The 15,946-nt window shown below is 59.4% G+C and carries 17 protein-coding genes and 1 tRNA gene; 13 read left to right on the forward strand and 5 right to left on the reverse strand.

From position 1 onward, the window contains the following. Both glmS and glmU read right to left on the reverse strand, forming a co-directional pair. Positions 1-1,131, reverse strand: a 1,131-nt coding sequence (gene glmS / locus ACILRN_RS09565) for a glutamine--fructose-6-phosphate transaminase (isomerizing) (RefSeq protein ID WP_395687703.1), incomplete at its 3' end; no start/stop codon positions are given. 9 nt (positions 1,132-1,140) lie between these two features. Further along, complete coding sequence (gene glmU, locus ACILRN_RS09570; protein WP_395687705.1) at positions 1,141-2,493, reverse strand: bifunctional UDP-N-acetylglucosamine diphosphorylase/glucosamine-1-phosphate N-acetyltransferase GlmU; 1,353 nt, start codon at positions 2,491-2,493, stop codon at positions 1,141-1,143. Positions 2,494-2,657: 164 nt separating this feature from the next. Here glmU and ACILRN_RS09575 point away from each other — a divergent pair. The 3 genes from ACILRN_RS09575 (at position 2,658) to ACILRN_RS09585 (ending at position 3,871) form a co-directional block, all read left to right on the forward strand. After that, positions 2,658-2,732: transfer RNA gene (locus ACILRN_RS09575), tRNA-Lys, on the forward strand. 357 nt (positions 2,733-3,089) lie between these two features. Continuing rightward, complete coding sequence (locus tag ACILRN_RS09580; protein WP_395687707.1) at positions 3,090-3,533, forward strand: thermonuclease family protein; 444 nt, start codon at positions 3,090-3,092, stop codon at positions 3,531-3,533. Then, positions 3,524-3,871, forward strand: coding sequence for a glutathione S-transferase C-terminal domain-containing protein (locus ACILRN_RS09585; protein ID WP_395687709.1), 348 nt, complete (start codon positions 3,524-3,526; stop codon positions 3,869-3,871). Before ACILRN_RS09580 ends, ACILRN_RS09585 begins: the two co-directional genes overlap by 10 nt. A 6-nt stretch (positions 3,872-3,877) precedes the next feature. On the opposite strand, the gene hppD is transcribed toward ACILRN_RS09585, so the two are convergent. Further along, positions 3,878-4,975, reverse strand: coding sequence for a 4-hydroxyphenylpyruvate dioxygenase (hppD, locus tag ACILRN_RS09590; protein ID WP_395687711.1), 1,098 nt, complete (start codon positions 4,973-4,975; stop codon positions 3,878-3,880). Positions 4,976-5,109: 134 nt separating this feature from the next. Between hppD and ACILRN_RS09595 the strand changes: the two genes are divergently transcribed. Further along, positions 5,110-5,568, forward strand: coding sequence for an Lrp/AsnC family transcriptional regulator (locus ACILRN_RS09595; protein WP_395687713.1), 459 nt, complete (start codon positions 5,110-5,112; stop codon positions 5,566-5,568). A gap of 52 nt (positions 5,569-5,620) precedes the next feature. On the opposite strand, the gene ACILRN_RS09600 is transcribed toward ACILRN_RS09595, so the two are convergent. Together ACILRN_RS09600 and ACILRN_RS09605 are read right to left on the reverse strand one after the other, a co-directional pair. Then, entirely contained in the window at positions 5,621-6,364 is a 744-nt protein-coding gene (locus ACILRN_RS09600; protein ID WP_395687715.1) for an SDR family NAD(P)-dependent oxidoreductase, read from the reverse strand. Continuing rightward, on the reverse strand, positions 6,361-7,107 hold the full coding sequence (locus tag ACILRN_RS09605) for a GntR family transcriptional regulator (RefSeq protein WP_395687716.1): 747 nt from the start codon (positions 7,105-7,107) through the stop codon (positions 6,361-6,363). The genes ACILRN_RS09600 and ACILRN_RS09605 overlap by 4 nt, the downstream gene beginning before the upstream one ends. Before the next feature lie 128 nt (positions 7,108-7,235). Here ACILRN_RS09605 and ACILRN_RS09610 point away from each other — a divergent pair, with 128 nt between their 5' ends. The 9 genes from ACILRN_RS09610 to ACILRN_RS09650 all read left to right on the forward strand — a co-directional run bounded on the left by ACILRN_RS09610 (position 7,236) and on the right by ACILRN_RS09650 (position 15,696). Further along, positions 7,236-7,625, forward strand: a complete 390-nt coding sequence (locus ACILRN_RS09610) for an EthD domain-containing protein (RefSeq protein WP_395687718.1) — start codon at positions 7,236-7,238, stop codon at positions 7,623-7,625. Continuing rightward, positions 7,622-9,400 (forward strand): FAD-binding protein, encoded by a 1,779-nt coding sequence (locus ACILRN_RS09615; protein WP_395687720.1) that lies wholly within the window; start codon positions 7,622-7,624, stop codon positions 9,398-9,400. The genes ACILRN_RS09610 and ACILRN_RS09615 overlap by 4 nt, the downstream gene beginning before the upstream one ends. Positions 9,401-9,428: 28 nt before the next feature. Then, positions 9,429-10,274 (forward strand): ABC transporter substrate-binding protein, encoded by an 846-nt coding sequence (locus ACILRN_RS09620; RefSeq protein ID WP_395687723.1) that lies wholly within the window; start codon positions 9,429-9,431, stop codon positions 10,272-10,274. Between the two features lie 72 nt (positions 10,275-10,346). Next, the gene (locus ACILRN_RS09625; protein ID WP_395687725.1) at positions 10,347-11,444 is read left to right on the forward strand and encodes an amino acid ABC transporter permease; all 1,098 of its coding nucleotides are present in this window, start codon (positions 10,347-10,349) and stop codon (positions 11,442-11,444) included. A 1-nt stretch (position 11,445) separates the two neighbouring features. Next, on the forward strand, positions 11,446-12,180 hold the full coding sequence (locus ACILRN_RS09630; protein WP_395687727.1) for an amino acid ABC transporter ATP-binding protein: 735 nt from the start codon (positions 11,446-11,448) through the stop codon (positions 12,178-12,180). 8 nt (positions 12,181-12,188) lie between these two features. Further along, the gene (locus ACILRN_RS09635) at positions 12,189-13,880 is read left to right on the forward strand and encodes an FAD-dependent oxidoreductase (RefSeq protein WP_395687729.1); all 1,692 of its coding nucleotides are present in this window, start codon (positions 12,189-12,191) and stop codon (positions 13,878-13,880) included. After that, entirely contained in the window at positions 13,877-14,587 is a 711-nt protein-coding gene (locus tag ACILRN_RS09640) for an SDR family NAD(P)-dependent oxidoreductase (RefSeq protein WP_395687731.1), read from the forward strand. Before ACILRN_RS09635 ends, ACILRN_RS09640 begins: the two co-directional genes overlap by 4 nt. A gap of 12 nt (positions 14,588-14,599) precedes the next feature. Continuing rightward, positions 14,600-14,956 carry an EthD domain-containing protein gene (locus ACILRN_RS09645; RefSeq protein WP_395687733.1) on the forward strand — a complete coding sequence of 119 codons (357 nt, stop codon included), beginning with the start codon at positions 14,600-14,602 and terminating at the stop codon, positions 14,954-14,956. Then, positions 14,953-15,696, forward strand: coding sequence for an SDR family NAD(P)-dependent oxidoreductase (locus tag ACILRN_RS09650; protein WP_395687735.1), 744 nt, complete (start codon positions 14,953-14,955; stop codon positions 15,694-15,696). The genes ACILRN_RS09645 and ACILRN_RS09650 overlap by 4 nt, the downstream gene beginning before the upstream one ends. Positions 15,697-15,946 lie beyond the last annotated feature (250 nt).

Below are 15,946 nucleotides of genomic sequence, written 5' to 3' on the forward strand. Positions count from 1 at the left end.
AGACTCCGGAACATTGACTAGGGCAATCGTGCGCTGACGCAGTAACTTGCAGTAGCGTAGCGCTGCCAGTGTATCGGCCGTCTCGCCCGACTGCGACACCACGATGGCAAGACCGTTTTCCGGCAATGGAGCTTCGCGATAACGGAACTCAGACGCGATATCAACTTCAGTGGGAATTCGTGCAATCCGTTCAAACCAGTACTTTGCCGCCAGACCGGCATAGAAGGCTGTGCCACAGGCCGTGATCGTAATCCGCTCGAGCTTGGAAAAGTCAAAAGGCAAACCATCAAGAGAGCGCACCGTGCGACTGGAAAAGTCGATGTACTCTGCTAGCGTGTGACCAACCACTTCGGGCTGCTCCGCAATCTCCTTTGCCATGAAATGACGATGGTTGCCCTTGTCAACAATCAAACCTGAGACCTGGCTGAAACTCATCGGGCGGTCGACAGCCCTGCCCTCAAGATCGAATATTCTGGCTGATTTGTGGTCGAGCATCACCCAGTCACCATCCTCCAGATAGGTGATGCGATTGGTAAATGGAGCAAGTGCGATTGCATCGCTGCCGAGGAACATCCGGCCATCGCCATGTCCAATCGCAAGAGGTGGCCCGTTTCGGGCACCAATCATCAGGTCGGCTTGACCCTTGAACAGAATGGCAAGTGCAAAAGCGCCCTCAAGTCTCTTGAGAACATTCTGAACAGCCTGTGCGGGCTTATGGCCACGCTTCAACTCGCGCGCCACGAGTTGGGCAACGACCTCCGAATCAGTCTCTGATTTGAAGCTGGCGCCGTCGGCAAGCAGCTCATCCTTGAGCGTTCGAAAATTTTCTATGATCCCGTTATGCACAACGACCACATCGTCAACAACATGCGGATGCGCATTCGTTTCGGTCACGCCACCGTGGGTAGCCCAGCGGGTATGACCGATTCCCACAGTGCCCTGAAGCGGATCGCTGGCCAGCAGTGCAGCAAGATTTCGCAGTTTTCCAACCGCTCGCCGGCGTTCAATACCACGCGTTGTCAGGGTCGCCACACCAGACGAATCGTAGCCGCGATACTCCAGACGACGTAAGGCATCGACGATGTCGTCTGCCACTGGCGTTTCGCCGATGATACCAACGATCCCACACATCGTCTCGCCTCAACCCTTCATCTTGCCCGCCTTGCGGCTGATCTTCATCTTCCGGAACCGCGCCGCCCAGCCGAGCCGGATTTCCATGCTGGGGCGGGATATGGCAAGCGCATCGGGCGGAACCTCCTGCGTGACGATCGTTCCAGCCGCTACGGACGATCCGTCACCCAACCGCGCCGGCGCAATCAAAGCTGTATTCGATCCCACAAACACATCCGAACCGATCTCCGTCCGGTGTTTCTCGAAGCCATCGTAATTGCAAGTGATGGTTCCGGCGCCGATGTTGCTGCGCGGCCCAACGCTTGCATCGCCGATGTAGCTCAAGTGGTTGGCCTTCGCACCTGCCCCGATGTTGGCATTCTTGATCTCGACGAAATTACCCACATGCGCGTCAACGGCGATATCAGCGCCTGGCCTGAGACGAGCGAAGGGCCCTATCCGGGCGCCCTCGTCTATTCTTGCGCCCTCGATATGACAGAAACTCATGATTTGAACACCAGAACTAACCTTAACGCCAGGGCCAAACACCACATGGGGCGCGATTGTGACATCGGATCCGATTTCCGTGTCTGCCGAGAAATAAACCGTATCGGGCGCGAGGAGTGTCACCCCAGCAAGCATGTGCTTCCGGCGATAGTCGGCCTGCAAATGGCTTTCTATGCTGGCAAGCTGAAGCCTGTCATTGACGCCTGCAACCTCTTGTTCCGATCCCTTGGCCAAGCTGAACGGGTGCCCTGCAGATGCCGCCAGCGCCACGATGTCCGTCAGATAGTACTCTCTCTTGGCGTTTGCATTACCTACTCTTGGCAGCAATTGCCACAAAAGCTGCGCTGGCAGGGCAATGACGCCGGAATTGCAAAGTCGCAACGCACGCTCGTCAGAGGTTGCATCAAGCTCCTCGCAGATCTTGATGACCTTGCCCGCCTGATCTTGTATCAGCCGCCCATAGCCGTCGGGATTGGTCGCATCGAAACCAAGAACGACAGGTCTCTGGCTTGCTTGCTCAACCATGAGTTTTAGAGTGTCGGCAGCAAGCAACGGTACATCGCCATAGAGCACCACGACCGTGCCACGAAAATCATCGAGGGCAGCGCGAGCCACTGACACGGCATGGGCTGTTCCCAGGCGCTCTGCCTGAATAACGGTCCTTGCGTCCGGAAAGACGCCACTGGCCTCCATCCCAACCTGCTCCATGTGAGGCCCAACCACAACAACAACTTGGGAGGGCTCAAGGACCCGCGCCGCGTGCAAAACATGCGCCAACAAGCTGCGGCCCGCCGCGCGGTGCAAAACCTTCGGCAGGGACGACTGCATGCGGGTTCCCTTTCCCGCTGCCAAAACGATGATTGCGATGTGGCCCATACGCCCCTTTTTCTGGTCCAGATTCTCTCGCTTTATCCATAGCATATCCGAATTGAGGCGGCGACAATAAGGCGCAAGTGCGGCATGCCTTGTGGCCTCTCGGATCTATTGACCGGACTCAGGCCACCCCCTATAGGACACGCTTCTGGGTCCGGCCCGGAAATGGGCCCGTAGCTCAGCGGTAGAGCATCTGACTTTTAATCAGAGGGTCTCGGGTTCGAACCCCGACGGGCTCACCAGTAATTTGAATAAGTTATTCACAACCAATGCGTCTATAAATCTCGCCGAGCCAAAACCGGCTAACAATAGGCTAAACATTTGAGATCTACGGACGTCAAATAATCAGTGGAGTTCTGCTGGGCAATCCTGTTGAATCAGAAGGGTCCTCTTATAGAATTCAGTGCTTGCTCCACCCTTTACACCGGGACCTTCCTCGAAGAACCGTTGCAACAACAGGATCGACTGAGCGTAGCAACTTGCGTGAATATACTTGGATAGGAAGTCAGCCATGTCGTTGAGGGCTTTCTTCGAAAGTCAGCCGTTTCGCTGATGCCACGACAATTCCCTTAACGCTGAGGGGATGGTAGCCCTTCCTGATGATCAGCATAAACCGCCTGTCTGTCCTGACACTATGGGCTGCCGTAATGACCGGCCTGGTTTCAGGAGTTACCGGATGTAAGGGCGCATCTTCGCTTCAAGGCACTGCAATCGTTATCGACGGGGATACCATCGAGATCCACGGGGAGAGGATCCGGCTCGATGCCATTGACGCGCCCGAAGGCCGGCAGCCTTGCCTTGATGCCTCTGGCCGAGAGTATCGTTGCGGCCAGAAATCCGCCTTCGTCCTTGCCGACATGATGGGACGATCGGTCATCAGATGCGAAGCGACGGGGCGTGATCGCTACAAGCGCATCATTGCCGTCTGCTTCAAGGGTGAGACCAACCTCAATGCCTGGATGGTCGCCCAGGGCTGGGCGGTTGCCCCCGCCTCATACCGGAAGATCCGGTGCTTGCGGCAAGGGTACGGGCGGTGGCGCTGACCATCAGCTGCGAGATTCACCCGCTGAACAACCTCCGGGTCCTCAACTACCTGAAGGGTCAACTCTGCCAGCCGAAGGAAGCCGTCGATGCCTGGATCGGCCACTGGATGCTGAACGGTGGCCTAGATGCGGTAGAGGCTCTCCTGCCAGGCGATGAATTCTGCTTCGGTCCTGCCCCGACCCTTGCGGATTGCTTTCTCATCCCGCAACTCTTTAATGCGAAGCGTTTCAATGTTCCTTACGACGGGTTCGCCAGGATAAGACGCGCCGAGCACTCCTGTGAGAAAATCGACGCGTTCATTGAGGCTCACCCGGTCCGCCAGCCAGATGCGGAGTGAGACCGCTTACGCTGCCTTGATAACTCCGCGCTCGATCTGATCGCGCTCGATTGACTCGAAGAGTGCACGGAAGTTGCCTTCGCCGAAGCCATTGTCGCCCTTACGCTGGATGAACTCGAAAAAGATCGGGCCAATCACGGTCTTTGAGAATATCTGAAGCAAAATCTTGGTCTCGCCGCCGTCCACAACTCCTTCACCGTCGATCAGTATGCCGTGCTTGGCGAGCTCCTCGATCGGCTCCTCATGTCCCACAACACGGTCCCTCGACAGATCATAGTAGGACTTGGGCGGTTTGGGCATAAACCTGAGACCGCGCGCAGCAATGGCGTCGGCCGAGCTGTAGATGTCGTCGCTGCCAACAGCGATATGCTGGATGCCCTCGCCGTTATAGCGCCTGAGATACTCAACAATCTGACCAGTCTCGCCACGGTCTTCATTGATCGGAATTCGGATGCGGCCGCAGGGGCTGGTCAGCGCGCGGGAAAGAAGACCTGTGTACTTGCCCTCGATGTCAAAGAAGCGGATCTGCTTGAAGTTGAAGAGATCACCGTAGAACCTGAACCACGCATCCATGTTGCCCTTGTGGACATTGTGGGTGAGGTGATCGAGATACCGGAAGCCGACACCCGCCGGCTTGGCTGGTGCGACGAAGTCGAATTCGACGTCGTAAGGAGAGGTGCCGTCGCCGTAGCGGTCAGTGAAATAGAGCAGCGAACCGCCGATACCGACGATCGCCGGAAGATCAAACGCTTTGTCAGGACCATCATAGGGGCGGGCACCCTTCGCCACGGCATGCTTGTAGGCGTGAGCGGCGTCGACGACGCGCCAAGCCATGGAGGGCGCGCAGGGGCCGTGCTCCTTGACAAAGCCGCGGGCATGGGAGCCCGACTCATCATTCAGCACATAAGTGATGTCACCCTGCTGCCAGAGTTCGACCGCCCTGGTCTTGTGGCGGGCAGCAAGCGAAAACCCCATGCGGGCGAAGAGATCCCGCAACTCCTGCGATTTGGGATGGGCGAACTCGACGAATTCAAAACCGTCTGTACCGGCGGGGTTCTCATCCGAGATCGTGGCGCGCGGCGCCTCGTGTGGAAATGGGCCCATGGTTCGTTCCTCCCCTTGCTGAGCAAGACAAAGAATTCCATGAGCAAGGTATTATCGGTGCGCAATATAGGAGTGAATGGCCTTATTTTTGCGCCGATATTGCATGATATTCAGTTTGGATGCATAATTCCCGCATGCTGGATGCAGCCGACCGGAAACTCCTCTCGGAGCTTCAAAAAGACTCCGCAGTTACCGCCCAGGAACTGGCAGGGATTCTCGGGCTTTCCGCCAGCCAGGTCGCCCGCCGCCGGCAGCGTCTGGAGGACGAGGGACATATCCTCGGTTATGCGGCGAAGCTCGCTCCCTCGAAGCTGGGGCTGGGCGTCCAGGCCTTTATCCAGATCGAAATGGCCGCCCACAGCCCCGAGGCCGCCCGCAGTTTTGCCAGCCTGGTGGCAACCATGCGGGAGGCAACAGGGTGCTGGACCCTGACAGGCCCCGCGGATTATCTGCTGCGCGTCTGGTGCGCCGACTTGGGGGCCCTCAACGAGTTGATTCAGCACCGGCTGCTGCCGCACCCCGCTGTCGCCCGTGTGGAAAGCAAGATCGTCATGGAGGAGTTGAAGCCCGATTCCGGACTGCCCGTCCCCTGATCTGCAGGTCAGAGGCATTCCCCAAAAGTCATGGAGACCCATCCGTTGCGAGTCACATGGCGAGAAAACCGCCATCGACTGGCAAGACGGCACCCGTGACGTAGGATGCCTCTTCCGATGCCAGAAAACGCACGGGAGCGGCGATTTCGCGGGGCTCTGCGAACCGCGCCATGGGTATCCGATCGATAAAGCGCGAGAAACGAGCAGGGTCCTGGCCGGACAGGCGGATCATTGGTGTTTCCACCACTCCTGGGGCCACGGCATTCACCCTGACTCCCCGTGGCGCGTACTCAACGGCCATGGCTCGTGTGAGTTGGGCGATTGCAGCCTTGCTGACGGCATATGCCGTATTCGCCGTATGCAGCACGGCGTAAGACTGTATCGATGCTATGTTCACTACGGATCCGCGCGTTTCAGCGAGGTCATCAATCAACAACTGGGTCAAGAAGGCAGCCGCATCCAGATTGACGGCCATCACTTTCCGCCATCTATCAAGGAAGTCAGAGGACCCCGTTTCGGCTCTCACCTCGATCCCCGCATTGTTTACAAGCACGGCAGGCCGAATCCGCTCGTTGCGCCATCTAGCTCGGAGGTGCTCGAGTTCTCGACCATCTGTGATGTCACATGCGTAGGGTCGCGCCCGGCCACCATGCTCTTGCAGGGCTTGTGCAGCCGATTTGACCGCAGACCCATCTTTGTCGAGCAGCATGACTTCGTCACCACAGGATGCAAAAGACGCCGCCAGCGCAGTGCCGATTCCGCCGGCGGCTCCTGTAATGAGAACAGCCCGCGTCACGTCGGCAGTTCCGTTCTTGCCGCCAGAGAAAGGCTGCGACTGCTGCCCGTCAGGAAGAATCGGGAAAGTCCCTCTGCCATGATCTGGGCATCGAGAGCGCCTGCGCGCTCCGCATCATCTGGATTTCCCGCCAATATCGCCTCGAGGATACGATGGTGGCCATTGAGGGCGCCGTCAGCCACCCGGTTGTCATACTGGCGCAGGTAAAGCCGCATCATTCTCTCGCCGTGGTCCAGCAGATTGCGCACCCAGTTGGCGTAGATCTCATTGCCAGCAAGGTTGGCGATCGCCAGGTGGAATTGCCGGTTTTGTTCCACGATACCGTCAATATGGCCAACCTTGGCAGCCTCGGCATGAGCCTTGTAGGCACTCAGCACGTCCCCTGCGCCGTGGACCCGGCTGTTTTCTGCCGCGAGGCGGCAGGTAAGTCGGTACATCAACAAAACACCGTCGAGAAAGTCACGGATCGAAGCGATATCAAAGCTCGCAACGATGGTCGAGCGGTTCCGGTTGGCTTCGACAAGACCTTCCGAGCTTAGTCGGATCAATGCTTCGCGTATGGGCTGGCGGGAGACGCCCAACCGCTTGCACAACGCGACGTCGTCTATGACAGTTCCAGGAGCGAGTTCGAGGCGAATGATCTCGCGCTTGAGGATCTCATAGACCTCCTCAGCTCCGCGACCCCGCGTGCGCCGCACCTCCTGTGGCGATGCGCCCGCCTTAGACGGGAGCCGCTTGTTCATTGAGTTTTCTTTCATGCCCAAACCCGTGCGCCGTCCTTCCACTCTAGGGGTGGACTACGGCCTTGTCCACCCTTGACAAAATTTGGATCCAGATTTTATTATCTTTTCATTCTGACGAGATCTAGCTCATGGGCAATGACGTCGAGGAGAGCGCCTTGGTCAAGGTTTTCTGGCTTCTGAAACGCGCTGAGGGGTTGTCTCCCGAAGCCTTCGCGGATTGGTGGTTGAACCGGCATGCGCCCTACATTGCCTCTCGGCAGGGCCGTCACCTCGCTTACTATTCAGTGAATTTACGAACAGGAGACGATGCCGCATTGCCGGCAGGAACGGGCATCCAGTCCGACTGGGACGGAATTGCCGAGGAGATCTTCCACTCCGAAGCCGATGCACGTGCTGCGCTGTCACTGCCGTCAGCGCCCGAAGGGCGTGCAGACGTCCTGGCACATGTCAGCAGGTTCGAGCGCATCATCGTCTCCGAGCACGTCATCATCGGTACGGGCCTCGGAACACAACTATGACGCCCGAGGCCGCCCACCACGACTGCGATGTACTGATTGCAGGCAGCGGTGCCGGAGGACTTGCTGCAGCGGTGGCGGCCCGCGAGTTGGGGCTCGAGGTGCTAGTGGTCGAGAAAGCCTGCACTATCGGGGGAACTACCGCTTGGTCGGGAGGCGAACTGTGGGTGCCAGCCAACCGATGGCAACAAGCCGCAGGCGTTATGGACACGACCGAGGCAGCCGCGGCCTATCTTGATGAAGCCGCAGGCGGCAGAGGCCCGGCTGAATTGCGGGCCACCTTTACCCGGCATGCCGCACGCGCCGTCGAGAAACTCGTGGAACTTGGGGCGATGGCAGTCGAACCCATGTTCGATGCGCCTGACTATGAAATGCAACTGGCCGGCGCCTGTCCCGGAGGCCGGACGCTGCGCACGGTTCCGTTCGACGGACGGGAACTGGGTGCGGAATTCGTGAGACTGCGCGATCCACTTGCCGCTGGCCAAATTCTCGGAGGCCTCTCGATGGCGCGCGAGGATCTACCCCACTTTCGTGGCCTGCTCCGATCTCCCCGTTCCGCCGCTCATGTCGCACGATTGGTAACAACACACGGATGGCAGCGACTTGGCGGGCTGCATCGCGGCGCCCGCACGACAATGGGCAATGCGCTGATTGCCCGCCTCGTGGCATGGCTCATGGCGCGCAATGTACCGATCTGGACCGCAGCAGCACTGAGGACGCTCGAAACGCTGGGAACGACGGTATCGGGAGGGGTCGTCGAGACGTTGAAGGGGACGGTTCGCGTACGGGCGCGGCACGGAGTCATTCTAGCCACAGGAGGCTTCTCGCACGATCAGGACATGATGGTCCGGCACTATCCGCATGTGGCTGATGGCCAGTCCCATCTTCCCCTGCCGCCACCGGAGGTGAAAGGGGACGGGCTGCGCCTTGCCCAGGCGCTCGGCGGCGCACTTGGTGGGCAGGTGATACAGCCTTCTGCCTGGACCGTAGTGTCACGCTACCCTGTGCCGTCGGGTGCAACGTTCCTTGTCCCCCATTTTGGCGACCGGTCAAAGCCAGGGATCATCGCCGTTCTCGCGAACGGTTCGAGGTTTGCCAATGAGGCAGCAGACTATCATGTATTCTGCGCGCATCTGATCAAGGCCTGCGCGGGTGAGCGTGAAGCACAGGCGTGGCTGATCGCGGATGATTCAGCGCTTCGCAGCTATGGGCTGGGTCGCGTTGGCGCCTTTCCTTTTCCTCTCGGTCCGGCACTGAGAAGCGGATATCTGATACGGGGCCGCTCATCCAGCGAATTGGCGCTAGCAGCTGGGATCAGTCCGCAAGGACTTGAACGATCTTTAGAACGCTGGAACCAGATGGCAGGTAGCGGGCGGGACACGGACTATGGAAAAGGCGAAAACTATTTCGACCGCAGTTCAGGCGATGCTTCACACCACCCGAACCCATGCGTTGCTCCAATCACGCGACCACCCTTCTATGCGATTCGGATTCAGCCTGGAAACCTCTCGACATTCCTGGGTCTCGCCATCGATGGCTCAAGTCGAGTGCTGGACCATACGGGGCGACCGCTACCTGGTCTCTACGCCGTGGGAGCAGACGCCGAGTCCATCGCTGGCGGCGCCTATCCCGCCGCCGGCATCACGCTGGGGCCGGCGGTAACCTTCGGAGTTCTTGCGGCTGAAAAGATCGCCGGCAAGACCCTGTCAACCAATATCGCGCCGAGCGGTGCTGTAAGACGCGCGCCCGACGCTGCCACGCTCATCAACCCCGCATGAAGCGGGAAACAGAGGGAGGAAGACGAAGATGATAAGGAATATCCTAAAATCAGGCATGGCAGCCGCTGCGCTGATCCTGTCCGCCGTGCAGGTTTCGGCGGCGGGGTTTGGTGACTGCGCTCTGACGGGCACAGCGAGCTCGGTCAAAATCCCGACGGTGACCGAAGGCACGCTGACGGTTGCTGCGATCCTGCCATCGCCCGACAGCTTCCGCGGTGATTCGCCTGAGACCATTGATGGCGGATTTGAATACTGCGTTGCAGCCAATATTGCACATCGCGCCGGGCTCACCTCGGTCGTGGTGAAAAACGTTCCGTGGCCAGCCCTGATCGCAGGACAGCTTGACGGCTTCGATGTCGCCCTGTCGAACATCTTCATCACCGATGAGCGCAAGAAGAACGTGGATTTCACCATCCCATACTTCCGCGCCACATCGGGTGTCATGGTGCGAAGCGAGGATCAGGGCTCGATAACCCCCGAGACCATCAGTTCCAAGCGGATCGGCGTATTCCTCGCATCCGTGCAGGACAAATACGTTTCCGATGTTCTGAAGCCCACGGGCGAAGTCCGCCGCTTTGAATCGGGTCCCGACATGTACACCGCCTTGCGCGCAAACCAGATCGACGTCGTCATTTTCGATCTGTCACTCGTCCTTCCGGCTGCCAACTCCTCCGAAGGAGCGCTCAAGGTGATCGCGCAATACGATGTCGGCGGCGATGTCGGCGGCGTGCTCCCCAAAGGCAGCGCTGCCAAGGAAGGTCTCGATGCCGCTCTCGACAACATTATGAAAGACGGCACACTCGAAGCTCTGGTCGCAACATGGTATTCGCCACTCTGGGGTGTTGATCCCAAGACCATACCGGCTTGGAAGTGACCTCCCGAGAGGCCGGCACCGCCCCGGGGGCAGTGCCGGCCTTCATTTGACTGCCGAACTGGAGAGACTGTCTTGCCCAACGCACCACTCGCCGCAAGCAAACCGGGGCAGATCGCTCCACCTGTTCGATGCCGGTCTTTCACGCTGACTGCGCTGGCGTTCGGCGTTGCGGTGGTTGCGCTGACGTGGGCCGGCCTCAGTCATGCACTGGCATATACAACTGACCGGCCTGACCTCCGTTATGCACTGACGCTTGTGGCTTTGGCTGGAACAGTTATCTCGCTGGCGTTACTGGCCTTTCCGATACGAGCGCTTGCACACATGGCGAGAAGTTCCACCTTGTTACAACAGGGAGAACTCGTGGCAGCACGTCTGCCTGCCTGGAAAAGCCGTCAAACCGCGCTTGCAGGCATGGGCTATGCCACCTTCTGGCTCGTACTGGTGGCTGGATATCTGTTCGTGACGGCAAACGACTTTGCGGTACAGAAAGCATTCCTCAATCTCGAATACCTTAGCCGCAGCGCTGCCCTGGTGCTGTCTGCCGCACGCATAAATCTTTACATAACGCTTGGCGCCAGTGCGATCATACTCATTCTCAGCCTGGCACTGGCTCTGATGCGCCTTTTGCCGGGCTCCGCCGGCCGTCCGATACGCCTGCTGGCAATTGCTTATGTGGATTTCTTTAGGGCAATACCGACGATCATCGTTCTTTACATGGTGGGCTTCGGCCTGCCCCTGACGAAACTGCCATGGATCAGCCAGCTCGACGGCATCTGGTACGCCATCATCGCGCTGAGCCTTTCCTTCAGCGCATATGTTTCGGAACTTTTCCGTGCTGCTATTGAGTCCATACATGCAAGTCAGGTCGCGGCCGCCCGCTCACTCGGATTGTCGGGGTTCAAGACCTACCGGTACATCATCGTCCCGCAGGCAATCCGACAGGTAATCCCGCCCCTGCTCGGTTTCTTCATCGCCTTGCAGAAAGACTCCGCGCTGGTGCTCATACTCGGCCTGATGGACGTATTCGGGCAGGCCAGATTCTTCTCGGCGAATTTCTTCAACCTTTCGCCCGTCTCACTCGTCGGAGTCCTCTTCCTCATAGTGACCATTCCACAGACCCGGCTCGTTGACTACCTGATCGAACGCCAGCGCCGCCGAGGAGGATCATGAGATGAGCCAGGGCTTTCTCTCCATCATTGGTCTCAAAAAGTCCTACGGCAGCCACCGCGTGCTGCAAGGCATCGATATGGAGGTTGACCGGCACAATGTCGTATGTCTGATCGGTGCCTCAGGTTCGGGCAAATCAACACTCTTGCGTTGCATCAATGCCCTAGAGCCGATCGACGCCGGCATCATCATGCTTGATGGCGATCCTGTCTCGGGACTGGGCGTCGATGTCAATCGTCTACGCCGGCGCGTCGGTATGGTGTTCCAGAGCTACAACCTCTTTCCCCATCTGACCGTGATCGAGAACATTATGATTGCTCCCTTGAAGGTTGCCGGAATGGGGCGTGAAGAGGCCCGTGCGCGGGCCGAAACGCTGCTGGAGAGGATCGGGCTGGCCAATCGCGCAGACTACCGACCAGACAGGCTTTCAGGCGGCCAGCAGCAGCGCGTCGCCATCATTCGCGCAATGGCGATGGATCCAGAAGTGCTTCTTCTCGACGAGGTGACCTCTGCGCTCGACCCTGAACTTGTTGGGGAAGTACTGGACATCCTGAAGGATCTTGCTCGCTCCGGCATGACGATGGTGCTCGCCACGCACGAGATGGGCTTTGCTCGCGAAGTGGCGAACGAAGTCTGCTTTCTGCAGCAGGGCAAGCTCATCGAGAAAGGTCCACCCGGACAGATCTTTACCGAGCCGCGCGAGGAAGAGACCCGCCGCTTCCTGCGCCGCGCCTTGTGAGTTCCGCGATGCAAACGGAATGCGACCTTGCGGTAATCGGTTCGGGCGTAGCTGGTCTGACGGCTGCGCTCGCGGCGTCGGCTGGCGGCCTCCACGTGATCGTGGTGGAGGCTGACGCACTCATCGGAGGCGCGACGGCACTATCCGAAGGCATGATCTGGGCACCTAATTCCAAAGCCGCGAGGGCGCTCCACGAAGCGCCCGGTGAAGCGGAAGAGGCTTCCTCGGCGCTCACCTATCTGAAGGCGACGGCAGGAAATGATTTTGATGCGGATCGGGCACGCGCCTACATCGCAGCTGCACCCCGGGTCCTCACCTTCCTCGAGGCGGCTTCTGGCCTCACCTTCACGCTGAACCGCTCCTCCCGGGACTATTACCCCGACGCCCCAGGAGCAACCCTAGGCCGACGCGCTCTCAACCCCGATCCCTTCGATGCGCGGGAGTTGGATCGGAGCCTTTTTGCAAGGATCCGGCCGCCCCTGAATACGATGATGATCTGGGGAGGAATGTCGATCGCCAGCCGTGATCTGGCGGACTTCCTGCAAGCCGGTCGAAACCCTGGTGCAGCACTGCGGGTCGCAACGCATCTTGCGCGCCACACATGGGACCGTCTGACGGGCTGGCCCCGGGGTGCCCGCCTAGGAAACGGAAACGCGATCGTCGCGCGCCTCGCGACCGCCGTCACGCGTGCCGGGGTCGACATTCGAACGGACTGGCCAGCCGAGCGCCTCCAGATTCTTGACGGCAGTGTTAAGGGAGTCTCGGGCCAACATGGGGAAATCATCGCGAGAAAGGGCGTGGTGCTGGCCTCAGGCGGGCTCAATGCTCACCCCACAGAGAGAAAGAACTACGTTGGAGCGACCCCACACCTTGCAATTCCCGCAAGCAGCCCCGTCGCATCGCTTGCGGAACTGGTGGACGGTACCGGCGCCGTGATCGAATCCAACATATCGCAACCGGTGCTCTGGGCTCCGGGCTCAATCGTACCTTCAGGCGCTGGAAGACCTGGGCCATGGCCTCACTTTGGTGATCGCGCAAAGCCCGGCGTGATCTGCGTGGGACCCGATGGGAGGCGTTTCGCCAACGAAGCGATGATGTATCATGACTTCGTTCCCGCCATGGTCACCGCTACGCGTGGGCATCCGGAGGGGCCTCACTGTTGGTTGCTGTGTGACCATTATGCAATCCGGCGCTATGGCCTGGGGCCCGTTGGCCCCTTCCCAGTGCGCCTTAAACCCTACCTCGATGCCGGCTACTTGCGGAAAGGATCCAGCCTGGCCGATCTGGCGGTGGAGATCGGAGTGCCGACCGGCCAGTTGGAAAAGACTGTAACCCGCTTCAACGCGTTCGCACTCCAGGGATCCGACCCCGACTTCGGACGCGGGAGCAATAGCTATGACCTCGTGAACGGGGATCCACTACATCGGCCTAATCCTTCACTCGGACCGCTCAAGACCTATCCATTCTATGCCATCCGGCTAATTCCCGCCGATATCGGCGCCTTCATCGGAATCCGGATCGACCAGCAATCGCGCGCAATCTCCAGGTATGGGGAACCGATCACAGGCCTTTGGGCGGCCGGGAACGCGGCAGCACCTCTTACATCCGGCTCCTATCCTGCGGCAGGGCTCACCATCGGGGCCGCTGCGGTCTTTGGATGGCTCGCAGCACGCAACGCCTTGGCAGGAGGCAAACGTTGAGCGCATTGCCAGGTTTCGTATCCAGCCTCTTCGAAGGTCGACGCGTCATCGTTACCGGATCCTCCGGCGGAATCGGGAGAGCGATCGGAGACGCCTTCACAGCGGTAGGCGCAGAGGTCATCGGCATCGATCGAGCCCCTTCGCCGGGAACGATCCAATGCGACCTTTCGGATCGGGCATCACTCGATGAGACCGCCCGCCTCCTCAAGGAAGGTGGTCCGATCGCAGCACTCGTCAACTGTGCGGGGCGCTTCCGACGGGTTGCAGTGACATCAAAGGACGCTGCAGGCGAACTGGACGCCTGCCTCGATCTTCATGCTGTTGCGCCTTTTCTGCTCACCCGCGCACTTATTCCCGTCCTGCAGAACGGGGCAGTGGTCAACATCACATCCACCAGCGCCCGGCGCAGCAGCGCGGAAGCCCTCGCCTACTCGACGTCCAAGGCGGCATTACAGGCCATGACTATGTCACTAGCCGTCGAGCTCACCGATTATGGCATTCGCGTGAATGCCATCGCGCCGGGCGAAGTCGCCACGGCCCTAACGGAGGGCGATGGACATGTCGAAAGGCTTGTCGACAGAATACCGATGCGCCGGCGCGCCCAACCTGAAGAGATCGCCGCCGCCGTTGTCTTTCTCGCCTCACCGCTTGCCTCCTACATCACGGGCACAATGCTCGCCGTCGACGGTGGCTTCATGGCAATCTAGGGAGTGTGGCTCATGATCAAGGTAATGTGGCTGCTCAAGCGTGCGCCGCACCTCTCGCTTTCGGAGTTTGGCGACTGGTGGCTGAACCGCCACGCGCCGGACATCATCGCCGATCAGTCACCCTATCTGAAGCGATATGTAATCGACCTGAGGGTGGAGGATGACGGTGCGCTCGCTGGCAAGCCTGCAGTTGAACCGGAATGGGACGGGGTCGCCGAGCAATGGTTCGAAACTGAAGCGGACTATAATGCCGTCTATGGAAAGGCCAGCCGTCCTACACGCTCAGATACACTGGCTAACACAAGCGCCTTCCAGCGAATCGTCGTTCGCGAGTTCGAACAGCCTCTGCCTAAGAGCAAGACATCATGAGCATCCGCGGGAAACGCGCCCTCATCATTGGCGGCGCTTCCGGACTCGGCGCAGCCACTCTTCGTGCCTTTGATGAGGCGGGAGCGCATTGCATTGTCGTCGACCGTGACAGATCGGGGCTCGAGCGACTCTCGACGGAAATCAAGGACTTGGAAGCGGTCTGCGGTGATGCCACCGAGCCCGGAACCGCCGAATCCGTGGCCGCTCGGGAGATCGACATCATGGTCCACACAGCAGGCATTGATCCTCTTTCGGCAACCGATGTGCCCAAAACGTCAATCGAGGATTGGCAAGCAGTGCTTGCTGTGAATGTTACATCTGCCTTTCTGTTCGCCAGGTCGGTTCTTCCCGGCATGATTAAGAGGCGCTCGGGCTGTCTTCTCTTCACGGGCTCCGTTGCAGGGCTGAAGCCGACTCCACGGGAGGCTGCATATGCTGTTTCCAAGGCCGCTGTCATCCAGCTTGCGCGCGCCATCGCCCTTGATCATGCAAAGGATGGCATCCGTGCAAACGCGTTATGCCCAGGCATACTTGAGGCCATCATGATGGACCGGCGCAGCGCCATGAATAAGCCGGCTCAAGAGGCAAGGCGGCAGGCTGCCAACGCAATGGTGCCAATGGGGCGCGAAGGAACGTATGCGGAGATCGCGCGGCTGGCGTTGATGCTATGCGATGAGGATCTGTCGAGTTATGTAACCGGACAGGCTATCGTCGCCGACGGAGGCTTCCTGCTCGCATGAATCGTATACTGCCCCTGTTCCGACCGGCGGCAGAGCCACAGGGTACACCTTACGGTAGGGCGGATCGAGCGCGGCGGCGGGGATGGTGGCGATTGTCCGGCATCAGCGCTTCTGAGACAGATTGGATGACTTGAGGAAGGGAGGATTTCTGGCTCATCGTAGCTCGTTAGGAGAAGCGCAGATGAGACAGAAATCCGAGACGCGGGCGACGCCCGAACAGATTGTGAAGGACATTCGCCGGGCGACCCGG

The organism is Aestuariivirga sp., assembly GCF_044238155.1.
Taxonomy (GTDB): Bacteria; Pseudomonadota; Alphaproteobacteria; order Rhizobiales; family Aestuariivirgaceae; genus Aestuariivirga.

Coding starts and splice junctions, on each gene's coding strand:
- glmU (WP_395687705.1), bottom strand. CDS start 2,493: ATGGGCCACATCGCAATCATCGTTTTGGCAGCGGGAAAGGGAACCCGC.
- ACILRN_RS09580 (WP_395687707.1), top strand. CDS start 3,090: ATGATCAGCATAAACCGCCTGTCTGTCCTGACACTATGGGCTGCCGTA.
- hppD (WP_395687711.1), bottom strand. CDS start 4,975: ATGGGCCCATTTCCACACGAGGCGCCGCGCGCCACGATCTCGGATGAG.
- ACILRN_RS09595 (WP_395687713.1), top strand. CDS start 5,110: ATGCTGGATGCAGCCGACCGGAAACTCCTCTCGGAGCTTCAAAAAGAC.
- ACILRN_RS09605 (WP_395687716.1), bottom strand. CDS start 7,107: ATGAACAAGCGGCTCCCGTCTAAGGCGGGCGCATCGCCACAGGAGGTG.
- ACILRN_RS09610 (WP_395687718.1), top strand. CDS start 7,236: ATGGGCAATGACGTCGAGGAGAGCGCCTTGGTCAAGGTTTTCTGGCTT.
- ACILRN_RS09615 (WP_395687720.1), top strand. CDS start 7,622: ATGACGCCCGAGGCCGCCCACCACGACTGCGATGTACTGATTGCAGGC.
- ACILRN_RS09620 (WP_395687723.1), top strand. CDS start 9,429: ATGATAAGGAATATCCTAAAATCAGGCATGGCAGCCGCTGCGCTGATC.
- ACILRN_RS09630 (WP_395687727.1), top strand. CDS start 11,446: ATGAGCCAGGGCTTTCTCTCCATCATTGGTCTCAAAAAGTCCTACGGC.
- ACILRN_RS09635 (WP_395687729.1), top strand. CDS start 12,189: ATGCAAACGGAATGCGACCTTGCGGTAATCGGTTCGGGCGTAGCTGGT.
- ACILRN_RS09645 (WP_395687733.1), top strand. CDS start 14,600: ATGATCAAGGTAATGTGGCTGCTCAAGCGTGCGCCGCACCTCTCGCTT.
- ACILRN_RS09650 (WP_395687735.1), top strand. CDS start 14,953: ATGAGCATCCGCGGGAAACGCGCCCTCATCATTGGCGGCGCTTCCGGA.